Origin of the sequence: Paraburkholderia sp. GAS448 (assembly GCF_050435685.1) — a bacterium.
Taxonomy (GTDB): Bacteria; Pseudomonadota; Gammaproteobacteria; order Burkholderiales; family Burkholderiaceae; genus Paraburkholderia.
On sequence record NZ_JBNDKT010000006.1, the window covers coordinates 339,613 to 364,868 of the forward strand.

Below are 25,256 nucleotides of genomic sequence, written 5' to 3' on the forward strand. Positions count from 1 at the left end.
ACTGAAGGCGAATCGAAAGGGTCCGGCGATCCGCGGTAATCTGGCCTTGCTGTCTGTTTTGCGTACACAGGTTGCCGGGGATGTCGCCAAAGACTTCGTGACAGAGTGAGGGCATCGATGCTGCAACCGTTCCTGCTACGGTCGCCCGATGATACATTTCAGGTCGCTGCCTGACATTCTGCATTGCGTCAAACGAAGGCGGCGCGGCGCGGGTGAAAAGTAAGCGGGATGTCGTGTCGATTGGTGTATCGATGCCCTCCTGTCGTACAACAACCGGCTGCTCGATCCGCTTCCACGAGGGCGGTGCGAGCCAGTCGCCATACGCGGATCGCACACATGGTACAGAGCCTGATCTCCGACATCCTGTTCGGCTTCACGGGATTGCTCGCCATCATCAACCCGTTTGGCATCGCGTTCGTTTTCCTGGACCGGACCGACACGCTGACCTATGAAGAACGGGCCGCACTGGCGAAGAAAGTCGCCATCAACGCCTGCATCGTGCTGCTGGTCGCGTTTTTTCTGGGCACCCCGGTACTTCATTTCTTCGGCATCTCGATTCAGGCACTGCGCATCGGCGGCGGGCTTGCGGTCGCGGTCGCCGGCTGGCAGATGCTGAACGCGCCAGAGGTCCGGCCCAATGCAACGGCGGTGAGAAACGTCGATGCGGATAACGCGATGTCGAAGGCGTTTTTCCCGCTCACCGTGCCGCTGACGACGGGTCCAGGCTCGATCGCGACGGCGATCGCGTTGAATGCAAACCGCACGCGCAAGCTCTCGGACTTCGTCGTGTCGTCCATTGCATCGATCGCCATTTCAGTGCTGATCGCCGTCGTGGTCTACCTTGTCTACAGCCGCGCATCGCACTTCGCGCGTTATCTTGGGGTCGATGGCACAAAGGTCGCCATGCGTGTATCGTCGTTCCTGCTGCTCTGCATCGGCGTGCAGATCATGCTGACGGGCCTTCAGGAGTTTCTGACGCCGATTGCCCAGCTACGGTGAGGTAAAGCCCGTCGCGCAGGCGTATCAGAGGAGACGGATCATGTGTCGCTGGCTGGCTTACACAGGAAACCCCATCCAACTCGAAGCAGTGCTGTTTCGCGCCGATCATTCGCTGATCGACCAGAGCCTGCATTCACGCATGGGCCACACGACGACCAACGGCGATGGCTTCGGCGTGGGCTGGTACGGCCATCCTACGGATATTCCGTTTCGCTACCGGTGCATCCAGCCCGCGTGGAGCGACCGCAATCTGCGCGAAGCCGCGCGTGCGATCAAGGCGCCGCTCTTCGTCGCGCACATTCGCGCCGCAACGGATACGCCCGCGCAGGAAACCAACTGCCATCCGTTTCGCTACGGGCGCTGGCTCTTCATGCATAACGGGCTGATCCGTCATTACCCGAGCGTCCGACGTGACCTGATGCTGGCGATCGATCCTGATCTGTTTCCGTCGATCGAAGGTTCGACCGATTCGGAAGTGATGTTCTTTCTGGCGTTGACCTTTGGCCTCGAAATCGCACCGGTGCTGGCGCTCGAACGAATGGCCGGCATGATCGAAGAGACGGCCCGGCGACGGGGCGTGAAAGATCCGCTGAACATGACCGTGTGCGCGACGGACGGCGAGCAGATCGTGGCCGCGCGTTATTCGAGCGAGTCGCAGTCGCGCTCGCTGTTTCATAGCACGTCGATTCGACATCTACGCGAGTTGTATCCGGAAGACGCGCGCATGAAGGCCGTCGGCGACGATGCTTACCTTGTACTGTCGGAGCCGCTCGTTGACCTGCCGGGTGCCTGGGAGGAAATCCCGGAGAGTACGGCCGTTGTCACCAAAGGTCCAAATATCGAGCAGTTTTCGTTCAATCCGGCGCTGCCTTGAACTGAAGCTGGGACGGGCGCCAGGGAGGCGGCGCCCCGGCAGGGGCGTGCGCCGTTCAGATCGCGCGCCGGATTTCAGCCACGCCGAATGCCGCCAGCGCGAGGCCGGCGACACGGTCGATCAGATGGCGAATCTTCGCGCCAAGTGCATGGCGGGCGCCCGATACCACCGTGACCAGAAAGCACCACCACGCGATCGAGCCGCTGAAGACGCCGGATACCGTGGTCAGTGCGATGCTCGTCGAAAAGGCCCCGCGCGGCGCAAGCGTTGCGAACAGCGCGGCGAACATGATGACGGTCTGCGGGTTCGTCAGCGTGAGCAGCAGTGCGCTTGCGTAGGTCCGCACCGTGCCGGTTGCGGCGCCATTGGTCGCCGCGTCGGTCGCCGGCTTCTGCACGAACGTGCGAACGCCGAGATACAGCAGGAAGAGGCCGGCTACGAGATGCAGCGGCCTGTCGTGCGCGAGCATGAACTGCGACACGCTGACCATGCCCAACGCTGCGACGAGTCCATAGAGCGCGTCGCCGCTGGCAATGCCGAAGCCGATTGCGAGCCCGGCGCGCGGTCCCTCGGCCAGCGTGCGCCGGATGCACAGCATGCCCATGGGGCCGACAGGAGCGGCAACCGCGAGACCAACGCCCGCAGCCGTGAGAAAAAGACCAACACCAGCCATGCGTGCTCCACGGTGAAATGAATGACGCCACTTTGCGGACGCGAGTCCTGGCGAGCCTGTTCGGCCGCGCGGACCCAGCCTGATCCGCACCGGAAAGAGAAGCTGGCAAGTGTCCCGCAAGGACCGGAATTTTACAAGGCTGGCCCGAGGCGTCACGCGTAGCAGACGGCTTCGATCCGGTATCCGTCCGGATCGGTCACGTATGCGGCGTAGTAAGTCGGCCCGTAAGCCGGCCGCGGCCCGGGTGGCCCATTGTCGGCCCCGCCAGCGCCGAGGGCTGCGCGATGGAACGCGTCGACAGAGGCGCGATCGTTTGCCTTGAAGCACAGATGCAGGCCGGATTCCGGATCCGGTGCGACGGGATGAGGTGCCATGGCCAGCCAGAGGACGGGCGTATCGGGGCCGTACGCGATGGCGTCGTCTGCGTCACTGAGACGTTTGTAGCCGAGCGCGCCCAGCGCGGCATCGTAGAACGCACGTGTTTTCGGCAGATCGGCGACGCCGATGGAAAGATGGTCGATCACGATGACGTCTCCAGTCAAAGTTGTCGGAGTCACGCAAACCTAACTATTATGGCAGTTAGATTAGGACGCACTTCGGCGCTCTGTCAACCGTCATGACGGTTAGGTAGAATGAAGCATGGTTACTGCTCAAAAAACAGATAAAAGCTTTCTGGTTGCGGGGCCTTCGGAAACGCTCAGTCTTGATTTTGCAAACACACGCTACTGGCGCGGCGAAGATGAGCCCACGGAAAGCTTCAATACACTCGACGATGTGCTCGCCTGGTGCGAGCAATCTGGCACGATCCCGCTGGAGATGGTGAGCGCGTTCCGGCAGGCATATGCCAGCGACAAAAGCGCGGCGGGCAACGCATTTTCGTCGGCATGCGCGCTTCGCGAAACGCTGTACCGCTTGCTACTGGTCAGCGCGAAAGGAGGCGGTGTGGGGCCGCGGGACGTGGCTGCGTTGAAAGCGTCTTTCGCACGCGCCGCGAGCCGCTCCGAGCTGGTGATGGCGGACGGCAGATTCATGTGGGCGATCGGGCACGGGCATGTCGACATCGAACGCCTGCTGAGTCCGGTGCTGTGGTCGGCGGCGGACCTGCTGGGCGGTCCGCGGCTCGCCAGACTGAAATGCTGCGCCAACGACCGCTGCCGATGGCTCTTTATCGACGACAGCAAGAGCGCGAATCGAAGATGGTGCTCGATGTCGTCGTGCGGGAATCGTGCGAAGGCGCATCGGCACTATCACAGCAAGCGCGAAAGGTGACATTGCACTATTCTCGCTGCGACAGCCTGCTTACCGGAACAGGAGGCGAAGTCCTGATGGATACTCACGACGACTTTCGCGACGGCATGCTAGACGTCGGCGCCGGGCACTCGATCTACTGGCGCAGCCAGGGCAACCCGGACGCGCCGGCGATCGTCGTTCTGCACGGCGGTCCGGGCGGCGCGATGAACTTGCAATGGGCAGATTTTCTGGATGCCCGGCAGTGGCACATCGTATTCTTCGATCAGCGCGGATGCGGCCGCTCGACGCCGTTTGGCGAACTACGCAACAACGGGTTGGCGGACCTCGTCGGTGACATCGAGAAGTTGCGCGAGCGGCTCGGTATCGAGCGCTGGGCGGTCTTTGGCGGATCGTGGGGCACGACGCTCGCGCTTGCTTACGGCGCAGCACATCCGTCGCGCTGTCTGGGTTTTTTGCTGCGCGGCGTTTATCTCGCCCGCAGCGAAGACACCGACTGGTTCCTGTGGGACGTCCGGCGCGTTTATCCCGACGTGCACAACACGTTTCTCGACGCCATCGAACGCGCAGCGGGCCGGCGGCCATCGAACGCGGACGAATTGCTGGACATGACTGCGGCGCCGCTCGCCCGCTTCGACGCGGCCAGCACGGCGCTGGCACGCGCATGGCGCGATTACGAAGCGACGCTATCGCGCGTCAGTCATGACGCGCCCGGGCCGGAGACCGAGGCGCGCAGCGAGGAAGAGTCGTCGCGGGCCGCAATCGCAATGGCATTGCTCGAACGGCACTATATGGCCGACGAATTGCCTCCGCCGCCGCTGCTGGCATGTGTGGAGCGTTTTGCGCGATTGCCCTGCCATATCGTTCACGGCCGCTTCGACATGGTGTGTCCTGCCGATCAGGCGAAAGCGCTGGCCGACGCGTGGCCGCGCGCCGAGCTACAGATCGTCGATGCGGCCGGGCACTGGACGTTCGACCCGCACATTGCCGCGGCGTTGGGGCCGGCGGCGCAAAGGCTGCGGGCGGGTATCGGCGATGCCGCCGGCTGAATCCGGATGGCGGCGTTCTTTCAGGCGCCTTGCTCCAGAGCCGGATCGTACAGTCCGAAGCAGGCGGCGCTGTTCAGTTGCGCGCGTTTGAGCAATGCTTTCTGCGCGGCCTCCACATTGGCTGCGAGTCCTTTCCATGCGGCGAGCGGCGGCTCCTGCAAGGCCCGGCCGTAAGAGAAGCTGAGTCGCCAGGGCAGAGGGCCGATCCGGTTCATTGCGTCGAGATTGGCGGTTGCCTCTTCGGGCGTCTGTCCGCCGGACAGAAAGACAATGCCGGGAACCGCCGCCGGCACGGTGCGCTTGAGCGTGCGGACGGTCTGCAGGGCGATTTCATCGGCGGGCGCGTGCTGCGCGTGCTGTGCTCCAGCGAGCACCATGCTGGGTTTGAGCAGCATGTGTTCGAGAATCACAGCGTGGCGACGCAATGCGTGAAAAACTTCATGCAGGACGGACTCGGTGACTTCCGCGCAACGTTCGATCGTGTGGTCGCCGTCCATCAGCACTTCGGGCTCGACGATCGGCACCACGCCCGCTTCCTGGCAGATCGCGGCGTAGCGGGCGAGAGCGTCGGCATTGGCTTTGATCGCGAGCCGTCCCGGCAATCGGTCGGAGATGTGGTAGACCGCGCGCCACTTGGCAAAGCGGGTGCCTTGCCGGCGGTACCCATCGAGGCGTTTCGCCAGGCCGTCGAGACCCTCCGTGATTTCATCGCCGGGTGCGTGGGCGAGCGCGATCTTCCCCAGGTCCACCTTGATGCCCGGGACGATATGCTGCCGGGCGGCCAGTGCGGGCAATGCCTCTCCGTCGTTCGAGCGTTGGCCCAGGGTTTCCTCATAGAGAATCACGCCGCAGATGAATTCACCGAGTCGCGGTGTGGAGAGCAGCAGGCTGCGCCACGCGCGCCGGTTCTCCTCGCTGGATTCAATGCCGATCGCCTCGAAACGCCTGGCGATCGTCGGACCGCTTTCGTCGGCGGCGAGAAGACCTTTGCCGGGTTGAGTCATGGCCTCGACGGTGGCCTGAAGTTCGGCTGGGTTGCTCATCACGTCTGCCCCCTTTTTCAACGGTACAAAGCGGTATCGATAAGCTTAGTTGAGCAGGAAACTCTCTGCCAGCTTCAGTGGGGATGACCACAAGGACGTATCGCGAACTCCGGCACATCGATGCGGCACAACTCATGCGGACCTGGCTTCACTCTCCGATCAGGTGCAGGACAACATCGCGCCGCTGCGTCCTACGCCGGTGTTCGAACAGGTAGATGCCCTGCCAGGTGCCGAGCACCATTTGCCCGCGTTCGACCGGCACTGAGAGTTGCACCTGCGTGAGCGCAGTACGAAGGTGAGCGGGCATATCGTCGGCGCCTTCGGTGTCGTGCTCGTAACGCTCGGGATCTTCTGGCGCAAGCGTCGCAAAATACGCTTCCAGGTCGCGCCGCACGGACGGGTCGGCGTTCTCCTGAATCAGCAGCGACGCAGACGTGTGCCGGCAGAAGAGTGTCAGGAGCCCGGTCTGCATCAACTGTTCGCTCACGAATCGGCGCACATTCGAGGTGATTTCCACGAGCCCGCGTCCGGGCGCTTCCACAGTCATGTGACGGATCGCTTGTCGCATGAGGTTACTCTCCAGATGAGGTCAGCTTCGACCCGGCCAAACGCCATTGGTCAGGGACGGGTAGCCCGATTCTAAATGCTGCGACGGAATGTGGACGATGCCATTTCGAACGCGCGAGCCTGCGACGAACGCGATGTCACGGGACAAGGCACACGGTACCGTTCAGCGCGATCCATACCGGGAAAAAAGAGTCCGTTTGCGTGTGCCGACCCGCTTCATAAGCGTGAGCGTTCAAAACCCGGTCCCCACCCGGCGAATACCTTTATCTCAAATCCAGATAGTGCTTATGCATGATATCGGATTGCGCGATACGCCAGAGGGTCGGCACACTGGCGCACAAATCAATCGCCGCATTCAGGAGACAACTCATGCGCACTCAGGTTGGCATCATCGGTGCCGGGCCGGCAGGCCTCCTTCTTTCCCATCTTCTTCATCTGCGCGGCATCGAGTCGGTCGTACTCGAATCCCGTAGCCGCGAGCAAATCGAATCCACCATTCGCGCCGGCGTGCTTGAACAGGGCACGATGGACCTGCTCACCGAATCCGGCGTGGGCGCCAGGATGCAGGCGGAAGGTGCGCTGCACCATGGCTTCGAACTGGCGTTCGAAGGCAAGCGGCGCCGCATCGACCTGACCGGGCTCACCGGCCACGCGATCACGGTCTATGCGCAGCATGAAGTGATCAAGGATCTGGTTGCCGCCCGCGTCGCTGCCGGCGGGGCGCTGGTGTTCGGCGTATCCGACACGTCGCTGCATGGCATCGATACCGATGCGCCCTCGATCCGCTATCGGCATGAAGGCGAAGCGTGCGAACTGCAATGCGACTTCGTGATGGGTTGTGACGGCTCGCAGGGCGTGTCGCGTGCCGCGATTCCGCAGGCTTTGCGCGACGACTATGAACGCGTCTATCCGTTCGGCTGGTTCGGCATTCTTTGCGAAGGGCCGCCATCGTCGGACGAATTGATCTACGCGCGGCACGAACGCGGTTTTGCGCTGGTCAGCACGCGCTCGCCGAACGTCCAGCGCATGTACTTTCAGTGCGACCCGAAGGATTCAGTCGATAACTGGTCGGATGACCGGATCTGGGCCGAGATGCATGCGCGTGTCGATTCGGCGGACGGCCAGCAGGTCGTGGAAGGCACGATCTTTCAGAAGAACATTGTTGGCATGCGCAGCTTCGTGTCGACGAAGATGCAGCATGGACGGCTGTTCCTCGCAGGTGACGCCGCACACATCGTGCCGCCGACCGGCGCCAAAGGCCTGAATCTGGCCGTCGCCGACGTGCGGGTGTTGACGGAGGCATTGCGCACGTTCTACGTCGAGAATCGCAGCGATCTGCTCGACAGCTATAGCGAAACCGCGCTGAAGCGTATCTGGCGCGCCGAGCATTTCTCGTACTGGATGACGCGCATGATGCACCGGCTCGACGACGCTTCGCCTTTCGAGCAGAAGCTTCAGGTCGCCGAACTGGAGCACGTCACGACATCGCGCGCCGCGGCGACGGCGATGGCGGAAAACTACGTCGGCGTCGCAGCGGTGTGAGTCAGTGGTTCAAGCGGCACGCGAGGCGTGCGTGAGAGGCGCAGTGCCGTGCACAAACGGTTAGCCTGGCGACAGATCCTCGTGCGCCGTGGCCTGAAACTCGGTCGGCGTGACGCCCGTCTGCTTGCGAAAATAACGGCTGAAGTAAGCCGCATCCTCAAAACCAAGCGCGTGCGCAATCTGTTTGATGGTCATGCCGGAGTAGACCAGATCGCGCTGCGCCTCTCTGATCAGATGGTCGTTGACCAGCGACATCGGCGAGTGGCCGAGTTCGCTCCGGCAGATGCGGCCGAGCTGCGTGGCCGTCACGCCGAGTTTCTCCGCGTAAAACTCGATCGGCCGGTGTTCCCGGAAGTGCGTCCCGACGAGTTCACGCAGCCGTTTGATCTGACCGCCGCGCCGGTCCGCGACCGCAGCGGAAGAGGGCGCGGAAACCGCGTCGTCCAGTCTCGCGATTTGCACGAAAAGTGCAATCAGCAGCGACATCCCCGCAGCGATATGGCCGCGCGCATTGCCGCGGAATTCCTGCTCCAGCAATCTGAAAAGCGGCATCAGCGTATCGTCGCCGGCCGACGTTCTGACGGGGACCATCGCTGCTCGTTGCAGAACCGGCAGCAGACCCGGCGACACCACCTTCGATATCGATTCGAGTGCCCGCTGGGCCGCGGTAATCACCAGTCCGTCGACATCAGGTGAAAACACGAATCCATGCACGGTTTGCGCAGGCAGCAGCACGACGCAGGGCGGCTCTAAAGCCCGTTTTTCGCTTTCGATGACGACATGCCCGCTGCCGCTGCGGATGTACAGAATCTGCAATAGCGCGTCATGCCGGTGGGCCGCGATATGCCAGTCGTTCGGGCGGCTGCGCTCGGCGATCCACTCGAAATTGAACGCGTCATACCAGGGCGGACGCGCCGACTCTCCGTACAGATCGTAGTTAGGGATTTTCCTCATGCGGTTTTGTCTCCTATGTACGAATTGTCCTGCGATGTGCTGCCTTTGTCCAATTTTGCACAAGCCCGCGTAGCTATACTTTTTTCCATGAAATGAGCCATTGAAGCGGTCGTCGGAGAGGGTATCGACGGCCACGAGTGGTTCATGAAACACACGGAGATTCGGATGACTAACGAAAATAATTCTACTGGCAAGGCAGGCCACTGGCTGGCGCTCGAAGGCAACGTCTGCGTGGTGACCGGCGCGGCCGGCGGTATCGGTAGTGCAATCGCGCAATTGCTGGGCGACGCGGGCGCGCGTCTCGCGTTGCTCGACCGCGATGAAGAAAAGTGCCACACGCTTGCAGGAACGCTGCGCGAGAACGGCATCGAAGCGCGCGTATTCGGTTGTGACATCGGCGATCCAGAGAGCGTACGCGCGACTGCGGAAGCCGTCGGAGAGGCTTATGGAGCCGCCGACGTGCTGGTCAACAACGCGGGCCTGCTGCGTCCTGGCGGCATCGAGGACATCGGGCTCGATGCATGGAACGCCACGCTGCAGGTGAATCTGACCGGCTACATGCTGTGCTCGCAGGCGTTCGGGCGCGGCATGCTGGCAAAGCGCGCGGGCAGCATCGTCCACGTCGCATCTATCGCCGCGCACCACCCGCAAACCTGGAGCGGCGCCTACAGCCCGGGTAAGGCCGCCGTAGCGATGCTGTCGCGGCAGATCGCTGCCGAATGGGGCCCGCGCGGCGTGCGCAGCAACACCGTTTGTCCAGGCATGATCCGCACGCCGTTATCGGAGACGTTCTATGCGCAAGGCGATGTCGAAAGTCGCCGCAGCGCGATGACGGCGAGCCGGCGCATCGGTCGCCCTACCGATATCGCAGAAGTCGTCGCGTTTCTGGCCAGCGAACGCGCGGGCTACGTGAACGGCGCTGAAATCGTCGTCGATGGCGGACTCGACAGCATGTTGATGGATCTCGTGCCGCGTCCCGGCTTCGAAGCCCCAGGCGCTGCACGGTAGAGCGGCAGGCGTACCTGCGGCAGGCGTACCTGCGGCAGGCGAACCTGCGGCAGGCGTACCCGCAGCGCGCAGACGATGCGCTTACGCACCATCAATTCAAAGGAGACAAAACATGACCACCGCAACGCAACCGGCCGGACTCACGTGCGACGTGCTCGTGATCGGTTCGGGTGCAGGCGGCCTTTCAACGGCCATTACTGCACGCAAGCAGGGACTCGATGTGATCGTCATCGAGAAAGAGGCGTACTTCGGCGGAACCACTGCCTACTCCGGCGGCGTCCTGTGGATCCCCGGCAACCGCCACGCCAGAAGCAATCGCGTAGCGGACACGAGGGAGGCGGCCCGAACCTATCTGCGTAACGAAACGGGTAGCTTCTTCGACGCTGCCGCAGTCGACGCCTTCCTCGAGACAGGCCCGCAGATGCTCGATTTCTTCGAGCGGGAAACCGAAGTGAACTTCGTCCCCACGCTCTATCCGGACTATCACCCGGATGTGGGCGGCGGTGTGGACATCGGACGCTCGGTCGTGGCGGCGCCTTACGACGCGCGCAATCTGGGCACGGACATCGCACGCCTTCGGCCGCCGCTGAAGACGATCACGTTCATTGGCATGATGTTCAATTCGTCGAACGCCGACCTCAAGCATTTCTTCAACGCGACGCGCTCACTGAAGTCGGCGATCTATGTGGGCAAGCGTCTGGCGAGCCATCTGAGGGATCTTGCGCTGTACCGGCGCGGCGTCCAGATCACGAGCGGCAATGCGCTCGCGGCGCGGCTCGCGAAGTCCGCGCTCGATCTCGACATTCCCATTCACACGAATACGGCGGCGCGCGCACTCATCGTGTCCGGCAAGCGCGTGACTGGCGCGCTCGTGCAGGGTCCACAGGGCGAACTCAGCATCACTGCCCGGCGGGCTGTTGTCCTCGCATGCGGCGGCTTTTCGCATGACGTGAAGCGGATTGCGAACGCCTGGCCGCATGTGAAGCGCGGCGGCGAACACGTATCGCCCGTGCCGCCTGGCAATACTGGCGACGGCGCGCGCATGGCGGAGCAGGTCGGCGGGCAGGTGCCCTGCCGCTATCCGCAGCCTGCCGCATGGATGCCGGTATCGCGTGTGCCGATGCGCGACGGCACGTTCGGCGTGTTCCCGCATCTGCTCGATCGCTACAAGCCGGGGATTATCGGCGTCACGCGTCGCGGGCGGCGCTTTACCAACGAAGCGAACTCGTATCACGACGTCGGTGCCGCGATGATCGAGGCGTGCAGGAACGAACGCGAGACAGCGATGTGGCTGATCTGCGATCACGCGACGATCCGCAAATACGGTCTCGGCTTTGCCAAGCCCGCGCCGGTTCCGCTCGGTGCGCTCTTGCGCAATGGCTATCTGACGAAGGGCCACACGCTCGCCGAACTTGCGCGTAATGCCGGACTGGATGGCGCAGCACTCGCGGAAACGGTGCGGCGCTACAACGTCGACGCGGTGCGCGGGGAAGACCCCGAGTTCGGGCGCGGGACGACTTCGTTCAACCGCTATCTGGCGGACCACGACCGTCATCCGAATCCGTGCGTCGCGCCCATCGGCGCCGGACCGTACTACGCGCTCAAGGTCGTCATGGGCGACCTCGGCACGTTCGACGGCATCACGACAAACGTCAGCGGCGAGGTGCTGAACGCTGGCGGCCACGCGATTCCGGGGCTGTATGCAGTTGGCAACGATCGTGCAAGCGTCATGGGAGGCAACTACCCGGGCGCGGGCATCACGCTTGGCCCGATCATGACTTTCGGCTACATCACGGGCCGACACATCGCCGGGCTGACCGATACCGCCACGCCTGAAACCGTCTTGAGGAGCGGGACATGAGCAACACCAAACCTTTTGTCGATCACCGCATCTACACGATCCGGCCGCGTGGCATGACGGAATTCATCGACGTATTCGACCGGCTCGCGATGCCGATCCAGGTCCGCTATCTGGGTGCGCCTGTCGGTTTCTATATGAGCGATATCGGTGCGCTCAACCAGGTCGTGCATCTGTGGGGCTACGAGAGCATCGCAGACTACGACCAGCGACGCACCGCGCGCGACGCCGATCCCGAATGGCCCGCGTACCTGAAGGCGTCGGCGCACCTGATCGTCGCGCAGGAAAGCCGCATCATCCGGCGCGTCGAGTTCAGGAGCCTCGCCATGCTGCGCTAACCGGAAACCGGTGGAGGAGACAGACAACATCGACGGACAGCCGCCTTGCATGGCGATCCGTTGCAAACGGCGCAGCGTAGTGAGGCCCAACTCACGCCCACGCACGACCGTAGAGAAAACATATCGATACATGGAGACAGCGCAATGAAGAAGCATGACGTAAGCAGGGCGGCCCAGCCGCGGCCGGCGCGCGCCGGACATGAGTTCCCCGGCATGCCAGGAGGCGCACGATGAAAAACGCCGAACGTAGCGTGGATGTGCAGGCATTCATCGACAGTCAGCGGTTCTCGCCGTTTCAGTGGGCGATTCTGGTTCTTTGCTTTCTGGTCGTCGCCGCCGATGGTTTCGACACGGCTGCCGTAGGGTTCATCGCGCCGTCGCTGGTGCTGGAGTGGGGCGTCACGCGGGCGTCGCTTGGGCCGGTGATGAGTGCCGCGCTGGTCGGCCTCGGGATCGGCGCGGTGGCGGCGGGACCCTGTGCGGATCGTGTCGGTCGCAAGACCGTGCTGGTGCTGTCGGTGTTTTTCTTCGGCGCGTGGAGTTTTGCGGCCGCGCACGCGAGTTCGATCGAATCGCTCACCGTGTTGCGCTTTTTCACCGGGCTCGGGCTGGGCGCGGCGATGCCGAACGCGGTGACGCTGATGTCCGAATATGCGCCGGCGCGTATTCGCGCAGTCGTGGTGAACGCGATGTTCTGCGGGTTCTCCTGCGGACTGGCGATCGGCGGCGTGGCGTCCGCGTGGCTGATCCCGCACTTCGGCTGGCCGGGCGTGCTCGTGGCGGGCGGTGTCGGCCCGATCGTGCTGACCGTGCTGTTGATCCTGCTATTGCCGGAATCGGTGCAATTCATGGTGGCGCGCCAGGGGGCGGACGCGCGCATCGCGCGGATACTCAGGCGTATCGCGCCCCTTGGCCGGTTCGACGGCTGTCGCTTCGTATCGGCCGAGTCGCAGGCGAGCCGCAAAGGCCAGTCGGCACCCGGACTGGTGCTGTCGTCACGCTACCGCTTCGGCACGCTGATGCTGTGGCTCGCGTACTTCATGGGTCTCCTGATCTACTACCTGCTGACCAACTGGCTGCCGACGCTTTTCAGGGACACAGGCTTCACCGGTCAGAACGCTGCCTTGATGACTTCGCTCTTTCCGCTCGGTGGCGTGCTGGGCAATCTCTGCGTCGGCTGGGTGATGGACCGTTTCAACGGCGGGCGCGTGATCGCGTTCACCTATGTGCTGGTCGCTGCACTCGTGCTGCTGGTGGGGCGCGGCGTGGGCCATCAGATCTGGCTGGGCGCGCTGATCTTCGTGACCGGGACGGTCGTCACGAGCGCGGTGACGTCGATGTCCGCACTTGCTGCAAGCTTCTATCCGACGCGCGGCCGCGCGACCGGAGTCGCCTGGATGCTCGGCGTGGGGCGCATCGGTGGCGTGGCAGGCGCGCTGGTGGGGGCCGCGTTGATGAGCATGGGCTGGCAATTCGGGGCCGTTTTCGGCCTGCTCGCCGTGCCGGCGCTCATTGCGGCGCTTGGGTTGTACGTCATGACGAAACGGGCGATGCGTGAAGAGCCGACGCAGGACGAAGCCGGCGCAACCGTCGCGGCGCAACTGGGACACTGACCTGGAGTTAGCCAGCGCCTTTCGCGGCGACAGCGGCAGCCGTTGTCTAAACGGCGCTCGTCCTGGATTGCTGGTGCGCGCTTGTTGCGTGCGCCGCTTCGTCCAGATGCGCGCGCACGAAGCCAACGTGCTCGCGAAGCACATAGAAAGCGTCCGCGTAAGCGAGCGGCATGCGTAACGTATTGAGCGACATTTCGATCTTGTCGAGTTCCGCATGGAGCGCCTGCCGTTCTGCTTCGGTCGTGCCACGTAATGAGGCACGCTCGATGGCAATCAGTTTCCCGTAGTATCGATAGATCCTCGACCGCACGCGCCAGCGATACAGCAAGGGGATCATGCGTAACGCGGGGAAAAGCAGCACCGCGATCGGCAGCAGAAGAACCAGCAGGCGGTCGGCGACGCTTGCCAGCCAGAAGGGCAGGCTGCGGTAAAGGAAGCTTTTCCCCGACTTGTAGTAGCGCTCGGCATCGTCGCTGAGCCGGTAATCCCGCGTGAGCGGATTGGGAAACTGTCCGGCGCGTTGCAGCAGCCCCGGCATGCCATGGACTTCCTGGGCCGCTTCGATGATCAGGTCCGATATCGCCGGATGCAGGTTGGGCCGAGCCACGATCTCTACAACCGGGCTGATCAGGTGGATGGTCTCTGACGGTATTTTTCTGCGGAGATCGAGAACACCGCGCGGCAGTTCGATCACGTCGAGATAAGGAAAGAGGCGTGTATAAGCGTCCGCTTCCGTGAAAGTCATCACGGAGATGCCGGGAATGCCGAGCAGTCGCAGCATCAGCGCACGCGTGGCGGAATCGCCGCTCAGCATGGCGGCGTCGACATTGCCGGCGACCAGTTCCGTCGCGGCCTGCAGGCCGTCGAGCGGCAACAGCGTGGTCGCGCCGCCAGGTTCGATGCCGTTGGCCGCAAGCAGGCTGAGCGACAGCATGCGCGTGCCGCTGCCCTCGCGGCCGACCGCGATTCGCTTGCCATCCAGTTGCGACAGTTGGGTAACGTCCCTGCCGCGAACAAAAACCACGAGAGGGACATAGAAAACGCTGCCGAGCGATACGAGCGACGACGTATCCAACCCCTCCGACACGCCGCCTTGAACCAGTGCGAGATCGACGCGCGCCTTGGGATCGAGAAGCCGCTGCAGGTTCTGCACCGAACCGTCGGATTCCAGCACCTTCAGCGTGACGCCGTTGCGCGCGAGAATCTTCCTGTACTCGTTGGCCGCCTGCATGAACGAACTGTCGTGCGGCCCTGCGCTCATCGTGATCGTTCGCGGCGGAGCAGGGTCCACCAGCCAGACGACCAGCGCAATCACCACCGCGAATAGCAGCGCAACGGGCGCCGACGTGACGGCAACGTCACGCCACACCGGATGGGAATGGTCCCGGAGAAAACTCGGCGCTTGCGGGCGTTGTCGTTTCATGAGAACCCGTCGAAAAAGCCTCGAATTCGGAGAATGCCGTCATTCCGTGTGCAGGCAGCGGCCGGCCGGATCGAACATCCTGTGATGCTCGTGCCGTAATCCCGCCGGCTCGAACACACGCCCCGTTCCGGATCAGCCCCGGGCCGCGGCCTGTTGGCCGACACGGTCAGTATCCGGGGTTAGATTGTGCCTCACGGTTTGAAAATTACCATATCGTGGCGTGAGATCAACGACCTTTGAGACGAAGCCTCTTTGGCGAGGGCGCTCATCGTTCATAAGAACCATCGCGGACCGCCTGTCGATTCAGTGACGAGATCACGTTTGCGGGACAGCGCGGAGGCGCGCACGTGGTCTCATCAGCTGAAGGTGACCGGCAGGTTCTCACCCGCCTGCCGGTCAACCCCGTGCGACCGGTTATTGCGACCCGGGCCAGGTCTGGCCGGCCGGCGACGATACACCGATGCCCGGGAAGTCGACGTAGGCCTCACTGCAATCGACGGCCTTCTCCGTGCTGAGCGATCGGGATGCCGTGCCGTTGAGCACCACGTTATTCGCTGCTGAGGCGAAGATCGGCAGGTTGACGTTGACGAGCGTCAGGTTGGCGTCTGACGTGCTGACGGAGACGTTGTCGGGCGAATCGGCCAGCACATTGGTGAGCGTCATGCCGAGCGGAAGCGCCACATGGGGAATTCCGCCGGTGTTAGCCTGGAAACCCTGCAGCGTGACTGCCGTGCCGCCGATGATATGAACGTTCAACATCGAAATGTTATGGAAATCCGGATAGAGCGGCGAAGTCGGGTTCGCGAGCGCCTTCGTGCTGTAGAAGGCCGTGAACAGCAAAGCCTGCTCGCTGTTGCGGATGCAGATGTTATTGTAGTTGATGTTGGTGACGGCGCCGCCGCGTGCCCAGTCGGACTTGATACGCAGAGCCGCCTCGGTGCCGTCGAACGAGTTGTCGTAGACCTGGATGTTGGTCACGCCCGCGTTCGTTTCGCTGCCGATCGAGACGCCGTGGCCAGCATAAATATGGTTATGTGCGATGACAAAGCCATATTGGCGGTCGGTGGCGACGTTGCGATTGCCGTCGATGCCGAAGAGTCCCGATCCGGCCGGGCTGGGGTTATTGGAACCTTTGGGCGAAATGTCGTCATCGCCCGTGCTGAGGTAGTTGTACGCGAAGACGGCGTTCTTCAGATAGCCGTCGAACGCGATCTTTCCGGCGGCAGACGTCGTGGTGCTACCGGTCGTCAATGCCTGGACGAGCGGTTTTGAGGCCGAGCCCGGATCGAAGGCATCGGTATTCTTCGCGGTGTCGACGCTCGGCAGCATGCCCAGATAGTTCGGATTGCCGTTGCCCGCCGGGTTGGCCGAAGCCGCCAGCGTCGGCGTCTGGACCTTGACGTCCCACACGGTCAGGCCGTCGACCCCGCTCGGCACGACGTGAAAGTTCGCACTGTTGTTCAGCGTGATGCCATACAAGGTCAGGTTCTTCGCGTAGTTGAAAACCATCATGCGGAAATTCGACTGGGAGCCCACACCGGTAGTGCCGTTCTCGATCATGTTGCCAAGCCACGCCAGATCCCACCATGTCATATGGCGCGCTGAAGCCGCCGTATCGACGAACGTGCCGCCGTTGTCGCACGGCGTGCCGTTGCCCGCCTGCTGGCCTGCGGCATAGGACACATAGGTGTTCGTGCAACTGAGGTCCACGCGCATGAGCGGATAGAGCGGGTTGGAGCTGACGATCTCCGAATAGGCGCGACTGTCGATACTGCCGCCACCCTCCACCGCTGAATTGACCAGGTAGTTTCCGCCGATCAACGGCAGGCAGTTACCTGAGCTTCCTGCTTTCGTAGCGCTGACGGCCGTATTGGCGCAATACGGTCCGGTGGCGTTCGGTGCATAGGCCATGACGTCGCGGGTGGCGTACACAGTCACTCCTGTGTCGATCCAGAGCGTCACGCCGGAGGGCAGTGTCAGCGGCCCCGTAATGAACGCGTTGCCGGGCCCGCTGCTCGACACGACAAGGCGGACAGCGAACTGGCTCGCGCGATAGCGTGGCTGAGCCAGCTGTTGCGCCGAGGCGCCCGAGATGTTGACGTTCGGAACCGCCGCAGCAGTTTGCGAAGCCGCGGCGGCGGCGTCCGCAGCGGAGATCGCCGCGCCGACCTGCGCATCGACGGCCGCCCCGCACGCGTCGAGCGCGGCCTGAATGCGTTGCTGATCCGGATTGAGGATCGCGGACGTAGTGCCTTTGTCCGCTTCCGGTCCCAAAGCACCGCTCGGTTGCCGCACGTACGCGTTATTCGCTTCGAGCGTGCTGCACACCTGGCTGTCGGTGGGGAGCTGCGGCGCGGGCGGAAGCGCCGCGTCCCTGGTTGTCGTACCCACCTTGAACGCGGCAGGGGATTCACTATTGGCCGTTGCGGTCGCGCTCGCGGCTGGCTGACCAGATTCGTCACCACATGCCGCAAGCATTGCTGCGGAACACAGCATCACTGCTATCAAACCTTTCATGTTGGTATCCTAAATATATTGACTGAAAGAAAGGACCTGTACTTCGGCGGGATACTGTTCGCGCCTCTATATGAGCTTCGCGGGTGTCAAGGCGTCCGCGAGGGTGACGAATCAAACTGTCTGGTTTGCGCTGGGAGCGGCTCCTCTAACTGCGCCCGCTGCCCAGACCTTTTGTGTCGTCAGCGCGTATCGGTCAGGGTCGTGTTCCGGACTTGACCCGCGATCAGTAACGGCTGCGCGCCAAAAGCGGTGACAAGAGAATCGCAGGCGGGAAACGCGGTCTGCGATATGCCCTGCAAAGACGGGATGATCGCCGTGGCGACACCGGAAGGCCCCCAGATCGGGTCGACAGCGGCGGACGGCGCGCCCCCGGCGGACGCGGAAGAAGCGCCATCTGCGACGATTGTCGAACTGGCGCCGGCCGAAGTGCCGCAGGCATTCAGCAGTGCGCTACCAGCGACGGCGCCGGTCAACGCGATGAAGGCGCAGCGCGCGTTGCTGGCCGGTGCGGGGTCCATGGCCTCTCTCGTTTGAGTACGCGCAAGCCGGGGGCAGTAGGGAAGGTGGGGCACAGGCATCTCCGTGTCACGGCGGGCGTGCTGATTTACCGCACAATCTTTGATAAGAATTTGTTTAAAAAACGACAAGTCGTCAAACAACATAAATCAGTTTAGACACCGCTGACTCTGTGCGCACACTGGTGCATACCCCTATGTGCAAGCGATGTGAATGAACGCCGAGGGTTGTCGGCCAGATTATTGAGTGGTGCTTGGGGCCATCTATCCGGGGGTATTCGACGTCGTTGAAGCTGCTTTTGGCCTGCGTTGATCGCCTGTTAGGGGCGGTCGTTTGGTGACTTGCCATTCGGTTTTGAGCTTTCGCGAGGGCAATAAAATACTGATTTCTATGTAAAGTTATCTGGCATGTTTGCCTGTTGATTGTCAAATTCTGTTAGTGCCTTCGCGACCTCATCCGCACATCCTTGCTGTTGAGAGGCGCCGGCGTCTGCGGCGTGACGGGTAGCGAGCCACTCCGCTGAATTCACTGGCAGCAGATGCGTTGGGTGGCGTAAGCTTCGACAACAGGCGAGGCGCAATGGCTTGACCCGTCCTGGCCGCTTTCATGATCGTGTTCCCGCACAGCTGTTTCGCGGGCCTTGGGCCGGCGATGCAGCACATCTGTCTTGACGAAGAATGGAACTCTGGATTCAACCATGCACGCCGTGCGCGGATCTTTATGGGCAGCCAGCCCATGCCGAGCCGCACGACACGCTGACGCTCAATGGCAGCGGTGGCGTGAAAGACGCGACAGTCGAACAGCACTACACGTGCGTGCGTTGCGGTGCTGTATTCGCGCGCCTGCTGGCCGGACCGCCGGCGCGACGGATGTGGATGCTCCTGAACGCCGGACAGCATTGAAGTCCGAAGTGATGCTTGCCGGCATCTCGATCGATGCGCGATGGTCATGCGACCGAACAGCTTCGTCCACTCTTGCGCGGGTTCCCGCCAGCCGCGAGACACTGGGCCATGAGCCTCGAGGCGACAGCAGGCTGTCACTGCCACTTGACGGGTCAGCACGCCATCAATCGCAGATTGAAAATCGGCTCCCGGTATTGATTGCAGTTGACGGCCCATCAGACCCGCAAAGGTCAGACTAAAGCCTGCGAGTCAAGGTCATCGTTGTGCGCCGCCAGTGAACGGTGCAAAAATCCTGGGCGGCCCCACCCTGTGTCCGATACCATAACGCCTCGCCCAGAGGCGCCATGGGTGGCACATGCCCGCCGCTGTTGATGCCAGATTCCCGGGCGGATAATGGCCCGTCTTCGTCGCCGTTTCTCGCGAAGCGTGCACGGCGGCTTGCCGTTGGGGCACGGCCGTTAACCCTGCTGGACGGCGCCCCTCGACAGACGGCTTCCCTGCCTGAATAACCCGTGCCTGGATTCGATGCTTAGAACTGTCTCATCAGCCATGTCGATCGACCGGCGCTTCGGGGTGATCGCAGCGGCGCTTTGCGTTCCGCTTCTCGCGGTGTCCGGCTGGCTCCTGACGTACCAGTGGCATGCCTATGCCGACGCCGATCAGGGCCTGCGGGCGTTCCAGACCTATCGCAGCGCGTTGCTCGTCGCGGAAAAGGTGTCCTTTGAGCGCGGGCCTACCAATGGGGTGCTCGGAGAAGATGTGCCGATTCCCGAAGCACGGATGGCTGCACTACAAAATGCACGCCGTGATAGCGACATCCGTTTCCGGCAGTTGCTCGACCGTCTGGCGGCCAGCGACTGTTCACAATGCGTCGGGAAACTCGCCACGGTAAAGCGGGCTCAGGCTGATCTCGCCGCCGCCCGCGCGAACGTCGACCGTCTCATCCAGAAGCCCCTTGCGCAGCGCACCGACCGCGAACTGGAAGAAGCGGTCGACCGCATGGTCGACGTGATTCCGCAATTCTCCTCGGTCACTGACGCAAGTACCGCCGAAATCGTCAAGGGCGACCCGGATTCACTGAACTGCCTGATGGTCGCACGGCTTGCCGCCACGCTGCGCGAGCAGGCCGGGTTGCTCGGCTCGCGCTTCACTCCCGCACTGGCGTCGCATCGCCCGTTGACTGAGCGCGAGCAACTGGCCATCGAACTGACGCGTGGCCGGATCGACCAGTTGCGCGCGCTGGTGCTGCCGCGCGTGCAGGATCATCCCGCGCTGGCCCGCAAGGCCTTTGTCCAGGTGGAGCGGCAGTATTTCGGCGACGGGCTCGCCTACGTTGCGAAGGTGCGCGAACTCGCACGTCGTCCTGAAGGCGCAGGCCTCTCGACGGGCCTCTTTGCCGAGCAGTACGTTCCGCTGATGAGGCCGATTGTCGATCTGCGCGACGAAGTGCTGGATCTTGCCGAAACCGAGGTGCACTCGCACCGGGACACCGAACTGGCATTACTGGGCGGCACCGGAAGTTTCGCGCTCGTTCTGATGGGCGGCCTGCTGCTGATGGTATGGCTGTTCCGCGAGCAGGTGATCCGGCCGTTCGTGGAGGCGACGCGCATTGTGCGCGCGCTCGCGACTGGCGACCACGCCGTAGAAGTTCCGTCGGACGTGTATCGCGGCGAGATCGGGAAGCTCTTCGATGCCGTGCAGATCCTGAAGACGAACAACATCGAGCGAACCCGACTCGAGCAGGAACGTCATCGGCTGATCGCCGAACTCAGGACGATGGCGGAAACCGATTCGCTGACCCAGTTGCTGAATCGTCGCGCGTTCGAAACGCGCGCGCGAGCGGCGTGCCTGAAGCGCGACGCGCGTGAGCCCGAACTGGCACTGATCATGTTCGACATCGATTATTTCAAGCAGATCAACGACACTTACGGACACGCGGCAGGCGACTACGCGTTGCAGGCCGTGGCCGATCTGTGTCGCGAGACGTGGCGCAAGGAAGACATCGTCGCGCGTATCGGCGGTGAGGAATTCGCCGTGTTGATGGAAGTGCTGGATCGTGCGCAGGCGGTCAGCACGGCACACCGGCTGCACGAAAAACTTTCGCGGGCGAAGGTGACCGACGGGCAGGCCTGGGCCTTTACGATAACCGCCAGCTTCGGCATTGCGTTTGCGGCGCGCGCGGACTCGCCCGACGTCTCGTCGTTGCTGAAGCGCGCCGATGGGCTGCTTTATCGGGCGAAGCTTGCCGGGCGAAATCGCATCGAGGTCGAGACGGGACGGGCCTGGACGACGGAACAGGAAGGCCGCCGCTGAGCGGACGCTTTGACTGTGGATCGCGCGGCCAAGGAAGGCAGAGGCACGCACGGCGAATACCTGTATCCGGTCCAGATTCACGCCAATGCAGCGCAGGACTCAGTGACACGCAACCACACCCGATCTTTGGTCGTCACGTCCTGCTGCACGGTGTCAACGCTCCTGGTGACAGGACTACTCCTGTCAGCTCGCCCGTGTCGCGAACGCATAACCGTTCTTGCCGTTCCGTTTTACTCGATACATCGTTTCGTCGGCCGTGGCGACGAGGCGACGGTAGTCTGCGACGGGATCAGGAAAGCTCGCGATACCGATGCTGGCCCTGACAAGTCCAACCCCCAACTGTTCGTCTGTCTGGGTCACGCAGGCGATGAGGCGTTGTGCAATTGCACCTAGTTCGGCATCGGTCGAAAACTCGCGGACCAGCACGGCGAACTCGTCGCCACCGATCCGTGCGACGACGTCGGCCAGACGAACCGATTGACGAAAGCGACTGGAAACAGCGATCAAAAATTCATCACCGACGCGATGACCGAACGAGTCATTGACCCGTTTGAATTCGTCGAGATCGATATAGAGCACGGCGATTCGCGAGGGCGTTTGATCGTCAAACGGCCGCGCCGCGCTTTCTTCGAGCGTGGCAAGCAATTTCCGCCGGTTCGGCAGACCGGTCATCGCGTCGTGCAGCGCTGCGTGTTCGAATTCGTGCGACTCGCCTGCCAGTTGCCGGGTGCGCTTCGCATACATCACAAGCGCGGTGATCAGCAAGCCGAACACGAGTGCAGACAGAACGATTAGCGTGTCCGCGATGCGACGGATACGTGTGCGCGTATCGGCGCTGTCGCGATCGCGCTGTGCACGCCAATACGCGGATGCCGTGTCGAGCAGCGCTTTCGTATCATCAGGATTTGCGTCGGGCGAAAGCGCGGATCGAGGGATCGGCGGTGCGGGGGACGGGCTCGCATCCACCAGGGCAGCGAGCGTCGCGACGCGGGCAGCGAGGTCGATACGAGCGTGTCGATCGCCTTCCGACTGTGCGTCGTGATCATCGGCCGCTCGCTGCAAGACGCTGAGCGAATTACGCGCATTTTCCGCGCGTTCCACTGCGTCGAGAACGAGTCCAATATATTCCTGCTTCAGATGGTCCGAATAGATCGCCTTGACTTGCAACGCGAGCAACGCAAGCCCAATCAGGAGACAAGCCAACGACGCGCCGGCCATCGTCGCTGGCCCCAGCCTGATGCGCATGGCGAGGGCGCGCTTGCCGCCGCCATGCCGCGGGCGACGTCGATCATTGATGGGCGTAGGTGTCCCGCTGGCTTCCGGTGCCATGCCGATAGCTTACGTGATAAAAGGCCGGACTCGTGCGGCTCGATGCGCTGCTGTTCGGCCTGGCGGGCGACGTCGAACGGCGTCGAGTTTGCGGGCTGGCACAGTTCACCAGACCAGGCCGTGCCGCCGTCATTTGCACTGCAGCAGAATCTGCAGAAGGTGCAGGTCCTTGATCGTACGGAGCAGAAGAAGCTGGCAGGGCGGCCTGAGCGCTGACAACCGTAGTTTCGAGTGCAGAAAGCGACGATGATTGCGTTACAGGTTCTGAAGAGCGCGTCTGGTGCGTTGGGGGCGTTGCGCCACTCATCCGGAGCGCCTGTCGCGCGCTCGCCAAGGCGTCGATGTAGATGCGCTGGTCGTGGTTGAACCAGATGCCGTACGCGGCTGTCCCCACAACCCCGACCGCCAGTGCGCTTGCTGATGCGACCCAAAGCGCAAGCCGTCCGAACTGCGCAGGCGATGCGGCCAACGCTGGATCAACTGCAAGATTGACGCCTGTGTCCGGGTCAGCGGCACCCGATTTCGGTAGCTCGGCACGTTTGGACATTGCAGCATTCTCCGAATTCTTTCGCCTGACCATTCAACACGCTTTAATCAGACGATTACACCACAATTTTAGTGTGCAGCCGCCGGAACAATGTAACCCTCTCATCGAGCGGCGACAACTTGCCATGCGCAGTTCAGGTGCCAGGGATCGTGGCGGCAACACGCGGATGAAAACCCTCAGTCCGGGCGATCGATCTGTTCAGGTTTTCTGTCCACGATGATCCCGTCCGACCCGGTTGTTAACGAATCTTTTCGATTGAAATTCCATTGCTCGCCATGTTTCATTCTCTGCCGGTATTTCACGAACCGGCAGGTGCGATGCAGCGTAGGCGTCGAGCATCATACTGTTCCGCCCGATGTCACCGAGTTCAGGTACGCCGCGAGCGAAGGACGCGGCGACAACGTCACGCTTCAACTCATCGAATCCGCGCCGCCCGACTCCTGGCGTGTACCGCCCCGATGTCCTGTTCGTCAGTCGCTTGCACGTCGACAGCTCCATGCAGAACGGCGACGGCACCACGACGCGGATCACGTCATCACGCGCAGAACGCGAGCGAGGTGAGGGGGCTATGAAGTCAGCCCTTCTCAACGTGCGATGCGACGGCGGCGACAAGCTGGTCAACTTGACGCCGCCCCTCTCGATACCCGGCGTCGCGGGCCTCGTCTTCGCTCTGAAATGTCGTAACGAGTTCGTAGAAGCGCGTGCTTTGGCCCAAAACGTGTGCGTCGGCACCATGACGGCATAAATACCCAGAGTAGTGATAGAGCGTGTCTGGCGCAGACGGTCCATATGCGAGGATCGGCAGCACCCAGATTTCAAAGCCTTCGTGTTCGATCATCTCCCACATGCTGGCCTCCGTCTACATGCTCGCGGAATCCGCCGCGCGCGGCTTCGGATGCGATGTTAATCCTCGATCGTGGAAGGGGGAGTTCGATATGTGTTGGTCACACCCGCTCCGACTCTCGAATGGCGCTCCGCTGCAGCGAAGCGCGGATGTCTTCGATAGACGCCCGTTCACATGCCTTCAGCTGCTTCCTTCGCGCACCCAATTCGAAAAACATGTAACTCGACATAGGTGCCAAGGTGCTCTTTCTGCAAAATCCTAGCATGAACGGTGACTTTCGAAGCCAACCAAAAACTCAGTCGGGCATTTTCAGGACCAGCGCGGAAAGACACGTGTTGAACAAGGTTTGAAACTGGTCCTGCGCTATAGCTCAATCGTCGCATTCGACGTTCAGCTCGATACGGGATCGACGTTGAAATGATAAGGATGACAAAAAATTGTAATGAATGACTTTCATGATGAAGCATGCGCAGCGGCATTCGTTTTCATTTGACACTATTTGTCAAACATTCGTCCGGGTAGGCAGTTGACCTATCATACTTAACGCACCGGCATAGGAGGCGCGTTGCGCTGCCTGTGCGGGTACCTATCCCCAAGGAGGATCAAGTGAGCATTTTCGGAACTATCGTGAACAAGCTCTTCGGCAAGGCGAAGCCAGATGAGCCCGCGCCCGCAGTCGAGCCGACCCCGGACCCGGCCGTTGCACAAGCGGCTTCCCCCGCAGCGACTGCCGCACCGCTTGCAGACGTCGACGTTGCAGCCGTCATGGACCAGCTTGTGAGCGAAAGCGGCCAGACGTTGAACTGGCGCACGTCGATCGTCGATACGATGAAGGCGTTGGGCATCGACAGCAGCCTGGAGCATCGCAAACAACTCGCACAGGAACTGAAGTACTCCGGCGACATGGACGACTCGGCCAGCATGAACATCTGGTTGCACAAACAGGTGATGCAGGCGCTTGCCGCAAACGGCGGAAAACTGCCGCCGGACCTGGCTTCCTGATACCCGGGAATGCTTTGACTCTGCCTGTTTCGTCCGGGTACGACGCGACCTGTTTCACCGCAGCATCTGTATGCCGGGGCGGGCAATGCAGCAGAGA

The 25,256-nt window shown here is 62.3% G+C and carries 22 protein-coding genes; 12 read left to right on the forward strand and 10 right to left on the reverse strand.

The window, feature by feature from the left end; genetic code table 11:
* The first annotated feature begins 336 nt into the window (after positions 1-336).
* Together P3T23_RS15020 and P3T23_RS15025 are read left to right on the forward strand one after the other, a co-directional pair.
* Positions 337-999, forward strand: coding sequence for a MarC family protein (locus tag P3T23_RS15020; RefSeq protein WP_429316952.1), 663 nt, complete (start codon positions 337-339; stop codon positions 997-999).
* Positions 1,000-1,039: 40 nt separating this feature from the next.
* Positions 1,040-1,873, forward strand: a complete 834-nt coding sequence (locus P3T23_RS15025; protein WP_429316953.1) for a class II glutamine amidotransferase — start codon at positions 1,040-1,042, stop codon at positions 1,871-1,873.
* A 55-nt stretch (positions 1,874-1,928) separates the two neighbouring features.
* On the opposite strand, the gene P3T23_RS15030 is transcribed toward P3T23_RS15025, so the two are convergent.
* Both P3T23_RS15030 and P3T23_RS15035 read right to left on the reverse strand, forming a co-directional pair.
* Positions 1,929-2,546: a LysE family translocator gene (locus tag P3T23_RS15030; protein WP_429316954.1), complete on the reverse strand. Its 618-nt coding sequence runs from the start codon at positions 2,544-2,546 to the stop codon at positions 1,929-1,931.
* Between the two features lie 152 nt (positions 2,547-2,698).
* Complete coding sequence (locus P3T23_RS15035) at positions 2,699-3,070, reverse strand: VOC family protein (RefSeq protein ID WP_429316955.1); 372 nt, start codon at positions 3,068-3,070, stop codon at positions 2,699-2,701.
* A gap of 115 nt (positions 3,071-3,185) precedes the next feature.
* On the opposite strand from P3T23_RS15035, the gene P3T23_RS15040 reads away from it, so the two are divergent.
* Both P3T23_RS15040 and pip read left to right on the forward strand, forming a co-directional pair.
* A complete protein-coding gene (locus P3T23_RS15040; protein WP_429316956.1) occupies positions 3,186-3,815 on the forward strand; it encodes a CGNR zinc finger domain-containing protein in 630 nt (209 codons plus the stop codon).
* A 56-nt stretch (positions 3,816-3,871) separates the two neighbouring features.
* The gene (gene pip / locus P3T23_RS15045) at positions 3,872-4,843 is read left to right on the forward strand and encodes a prolyl aminopeptidase (protein ID WP_429316957.1); all 972 of its coding nucleotides are present in this window, start codon (positions 3,872-3,874) and stop codon (positions 4,841-4,843) included.
* A gap of 20 nt (positions 4,844-4,863) precedes the next feature.
* Here pip and P3T23_RS15050 read toward each other — a convergent pair whose 3' ends face one another.
* Both P3T23_RS15050 and P3T23_RS15055 read right to left on the reverse strand, forming a co-directional pair.
* On the reverse strand, positions 4,864-5,886 hold the full coding sequence (locus P3T23_RS15050; RefSeq protein ID WP_429316958.1) for a class I fructose-bisphosphate aldolase: 1,023 nt from the start codon (positions 5,884-5,886) through the stop codon (positions 4,864-4,866).
* A 148-nt stretch (positions 5,887-6,034) separates the two neighbouring features.
* Positions 6,035-6,454, reverse strand: a complete 420-nt coding sequence (locus P3T23_RS15055) for a secondary thiamine-phosphate synthase enzyme YjbQ (RefSeq protein WP_429316959.1) — start codon at positions 6,452-6,454, stop codon at positions 6,035-6,037.
* A 368-nt stretch (positions 6,455-6,822) separates the two neighbouring features.
* Here P3T23_RS15055 and P3T23_RS15060 point away from each other — a divergent pair, with 368 nt between their 5' ends.
* Positions 6,823-7,995 (forward strand): 4-hydroxybenzoate 3-monooxygenase, encoded by a 1,173-nt coding sequence (locus P3T23_RS15060; RefSeq protein WP_429316960.1) that lies wholly within the window; start codon positions 6,823-6,825, stop codon positions 7,993-7,995.
* A 60-nt stretch (positions 7,996-8,055) separates the two neighbouring features.
* On the opposite strand, the gene P3T23_RS15065 is transcribed toward P3T23_RS15060, so the two are convergent.
* Entirely contained in the window at positions 8,056-8,949 is an 894-nt protein-coding gene (locus tag P3T23_RS15065; protein WP_429316961.1) for a helix-turn-helix domain-containing protein, read from the reverse strand.
* Between the two features lie 165 nt (positions 8,950-9,114).
* Between P3T23_RS15065 and P3T23_RS15070 the strand changes: the two genes are divergently transcribed.
* The 4 genes from P3T23_RS15070 (at position 9,115) to P3T23_RS15085 (ending at position 13,766) form a co-directional block, all read left to right on the forward strand.
* Positions 9,115-9,957 (forward strand): SDR family NAD(P)-dependent oxidoreductase, encoded by an 843-nt coding sequence (locus tag P3T23_RS15070; protein WP_429316962.1) that lies wholly within the window; start codon positions 9,115-9,117, stop codon positions 9,955-9,957.
* 112 nt (positions 9,958-10,069) lie between these two features.
* A complete protein-coding gene (locus P3T23_RS15075; protein WP_429316963.1) occupies positions 10,070-11,818 on the forward strand; it encodes an FAD-dependent oxidoreductase in 1,749 nt (582 codons plus the stop codon).
* The gene (locus P3T23_RS15080; RefSeq protein WP_429316964.1) at positions 11,815-12,153 is read left to right on the forward strand and encodes an NIPSNAP family protein; all 339 of its coding nucleotides are present in this window, start codon (positions 11,815-11,817) and stop codon (positions 12,151-12,153) included. The genes P3T23_RS15075 and P3T23_RS15080 overlap by 4 nt, the downstream gene beginning before the upstream one ends.
* Positions 12,154-12,383: 230 nt before the next feature.
* Positions 12,384-13,766: an MFS transporter gene (locus tag P3T23_RS15085; RefSeq protein WP_429316965.1), complete on the forward strand. Its 1,383-nt coding sequence runs from the start codon at positions 12,384-12,386 to the stop codon at positions 13,764-13,766.
* A 46-nt stretch (positions 13,767-13,812) separates the two neighbouring features.
* Here the strand turns inward: P3T23_RS15085 and P3T23_RS15090 are convergent, their stop codons facing one another.
* The 3 genes from P3T23_RS15090 to P3T23_RS15100 form a co-directional block, all read right to left on the reverse strand.
* Positions 13,813-15,189, reverse strand: coding sequence for a TAXI family TRAP transporter solute-binding subunit (locus P3T23_RS15090; RefSeq protein WP_429316966.1), 1,377 nt, complete (start codon positions 15,187-15,189; stop codon positions 13,813-13,815).
* 414 nt (positions 15,190-15,603) lie between these two features.
* On the reverse strand, positions 15,604-17,706 hold the full coding sequence (locus P3T23_RS15095; RefSeq protein ID WP_429316967.1) for a glycoside hydrolase family 28 protein: 2,103 nt from the start codon (positions 17,704-17,706) through the stop codon (positions 15,604-15,606).
* 179 nt (positions 17,707-17,885) lie between these two features.
* Positions 17,886-18,224 (reverse strand): hypothetical protein, encoded by a 339-nt coding sequence (locus P3T23_RS15100; protein ID WP_429316968.1) that lies wholly within the window; start codon positions 18,222-18,224, stop codon positions 17,886-17,888.
* A gap of 675 nt (positions 18,225-18,899) precedes the next feature.
* Between P3T23_RS15100 and P3T23_RS15105 the strand changes: the two genes are divergently transcribed.
* On the forward strand, positions 18,900-19,124 hold the full coding sequence (locus P3T23_RS15105) for a hypothetical protein (RefSeq protein ID WP_133664346.1): 225 nt from the start codon (positions 18,900-18,902) through the stop codon (positions 19,122-19,124).
* A gap of 525 nt (positions 19,125-19,649) precedes the next feature.
* Positions 19,650-21,437, forward strand: coding sequence for a diguanylate cyclase (locus P3T23_RS15110; RefSeq protein ID WP_429316969.1), 1,788 nt, complete (start codon positions 19,650-19,652; stop codon positions 21,435-21,437).
* A 183-nt stretch (positions 21,438-21,620) separates the two neighbouring features.
* Here P3T23_RS15110 and P3T23_RS15115 read toward each other — a convergent pair whose 3' ends face one another.
* On the reverse strand, positions 21,621-22,766 hold the full coding sequence (locus tag P3T23_RS15115) for a diguanylate cyclase domain-containing protein (protein WP_429316970.1): 1,146 nt from the start codon (positions 22,764-22,766) through the stop codon (positions 21,621-21,623).
* Positions 22,767-23,887: 1,121 nt separating this feature from the next.
* Entirely contained in the window at positions 23,888-24,160 is a 273-nt protein-coding gene (locus P3T23_RS15120; protein WP_429316971.1) for a hypothetical protein, read from the reverse strand.
* Between the two features lie 603 nt (positions 24,161-24,763).
* Between P3T23_RS15120 and P3T23_RS15125 the strand changes: the two genes are divergently transcribed.
* Complete coding sequence (locus P3T23_RS15125) at positions 24,764-25,159, forward strand: DUF3597 domain-containing protein (protein WP_429316972.1); 396 nt, start codon at positions 24,764-24,766, stop codon at positions 25,157-25,159.
* Positions 25,160-25,256: the final 97 nt, after the last annotated feature.

Coding starts and splice junctions, on each gene's coding strand:
- P3T23_RS15050 (WP_429316958.1), bottom strand. CDS start 5,886: ATGAGCAACCCAGCCGAACTTCAGGCCACCGTCGAGGCCATGACTCAA.
- P3T23_RS15065 (WP_429316961.1), bottom strand. CDS start 8,949: ATGAGGAAAATCCCTAACTACGATCTGTACGGAGAGTCGGCGCGTCCG.
- P3T23_RS15120 (WP_429316971.1), bottom strand. CDS start 24,160: ATGTGGGAGATGATCGAACACGAAGGCTTTGAAATCTGGGTGCTGCCG.
- P3T23_RS15095 (WP_429316967.1), bottom strand. CDS start 17,706: ATGAAAGGTTTGATAGCAGTGATGCTGTGTTCCGCAGCAATGCTTGCG.
- P3T23_RS15020 (WP_429316952.1), top strand. CDS start 337: ATGGTACAGAGCCTGATCTCCGACATCCTGTTCGGCTTCACGGGATTG.
- P3T23_RS15085 (WP_429316965.1), top strand. CDS start 12,384: ATGAAAAACGCCGAACGTAGCGTGGATGTGCAGGCATTCATCGACAGT.
- P3T23_RS15040 (WP_429316956.1), top strand. CDS start 3,186: ATGGTTACTGCTCAAAAAACAGATAAAAGCTTTCTGGTTGCGGGGCCT.
- P3T23_RS15080 (WP_429316964.1), top strand. CDS start 11,815: ATGAGCAACACCAAACCTTTTGTCGATCACCGCATCTACACGATCCGG.
- pip (WP_429316957.1), top strand. CDS start 3,872: ATGGATACTCACGACGACTTTCGCGACGGCATGCTAGACGTCGGCGCC.
- P3T23_RS15075 (WP_429316963.1), top strand. CDS start 10,070: ATGACCACCGCAACGCAACCGGCCGGACTCACGTGCGACGTGCTCGTG.
- P3T23_RS15105 (WP_133664346.1), top strand. CDS start 18,900: ATGGAACTCTGGATTCAACCATGCACGCCGTGCGCGGATCTTTATGGG.
- P3T23_RS15115 (WP_429316970.1), bottom strand. CDS start 22,766: ATGGCACCGGAAGCCAGCGGGACACCTACGCCCATCAATGATCGACGT.
- P3T23_RS15055 (WP_429316959.1), bottom strand. CDS start 6,454: ATGCGACAAGCGATCCGTCACATGACTGTGGAAGCGCCCGGACGCGGG.
- P3T23_RS15025 (WP_429316953.1), top strand. CDS start 1,040: ATGTGTCGCTGGCTGGCTTACACAGGAAACCCCATCCAACTCGAAGCA.
- P3T23_RS15110 (WP_429316969.1), top strand. CDS start 19,650: ATGCTTAGAACTGTCTCATCAGCCATGTCGATCGACCGGCGCTTCGGG.
- P3T23_RS15060 (WP_429316960.1), top strand. CDS start 6,823: ATGCGCACTCAGGTTGGCATCATCGGTGCCGGGCCGGCAGGCCTCCTT.
- P3T23_RS15090 (WP_429316966.1), bottom strand. CDS start 15,189: ATGAAACGACAACGCCCGCAAGCGCCGAGTTTTCTCCGGGACCATTCC.
- P3T23_RS15100 (WP_429316968.1), bottom strand. CDS start 18,224: ATGGACCCCGCACCGGCCAGCAACGCGCGCTGCGCCTTCATCGCGTTG.
- P3T23_RS15030 (WP_429316954.1), bottom strand. CDS start 2,546: ATGGCTGGTGTTGGTCTTTTTCTCACGGCTGCGGGCGTTGGTCTCGCG.
- P3T23_RS15070 (WP_429316962.1), top strand. CDS start 9,115: ATGACTAACGAAAATAATTCTACTGGCAAGGCAGGCCACTGGCTGGCG.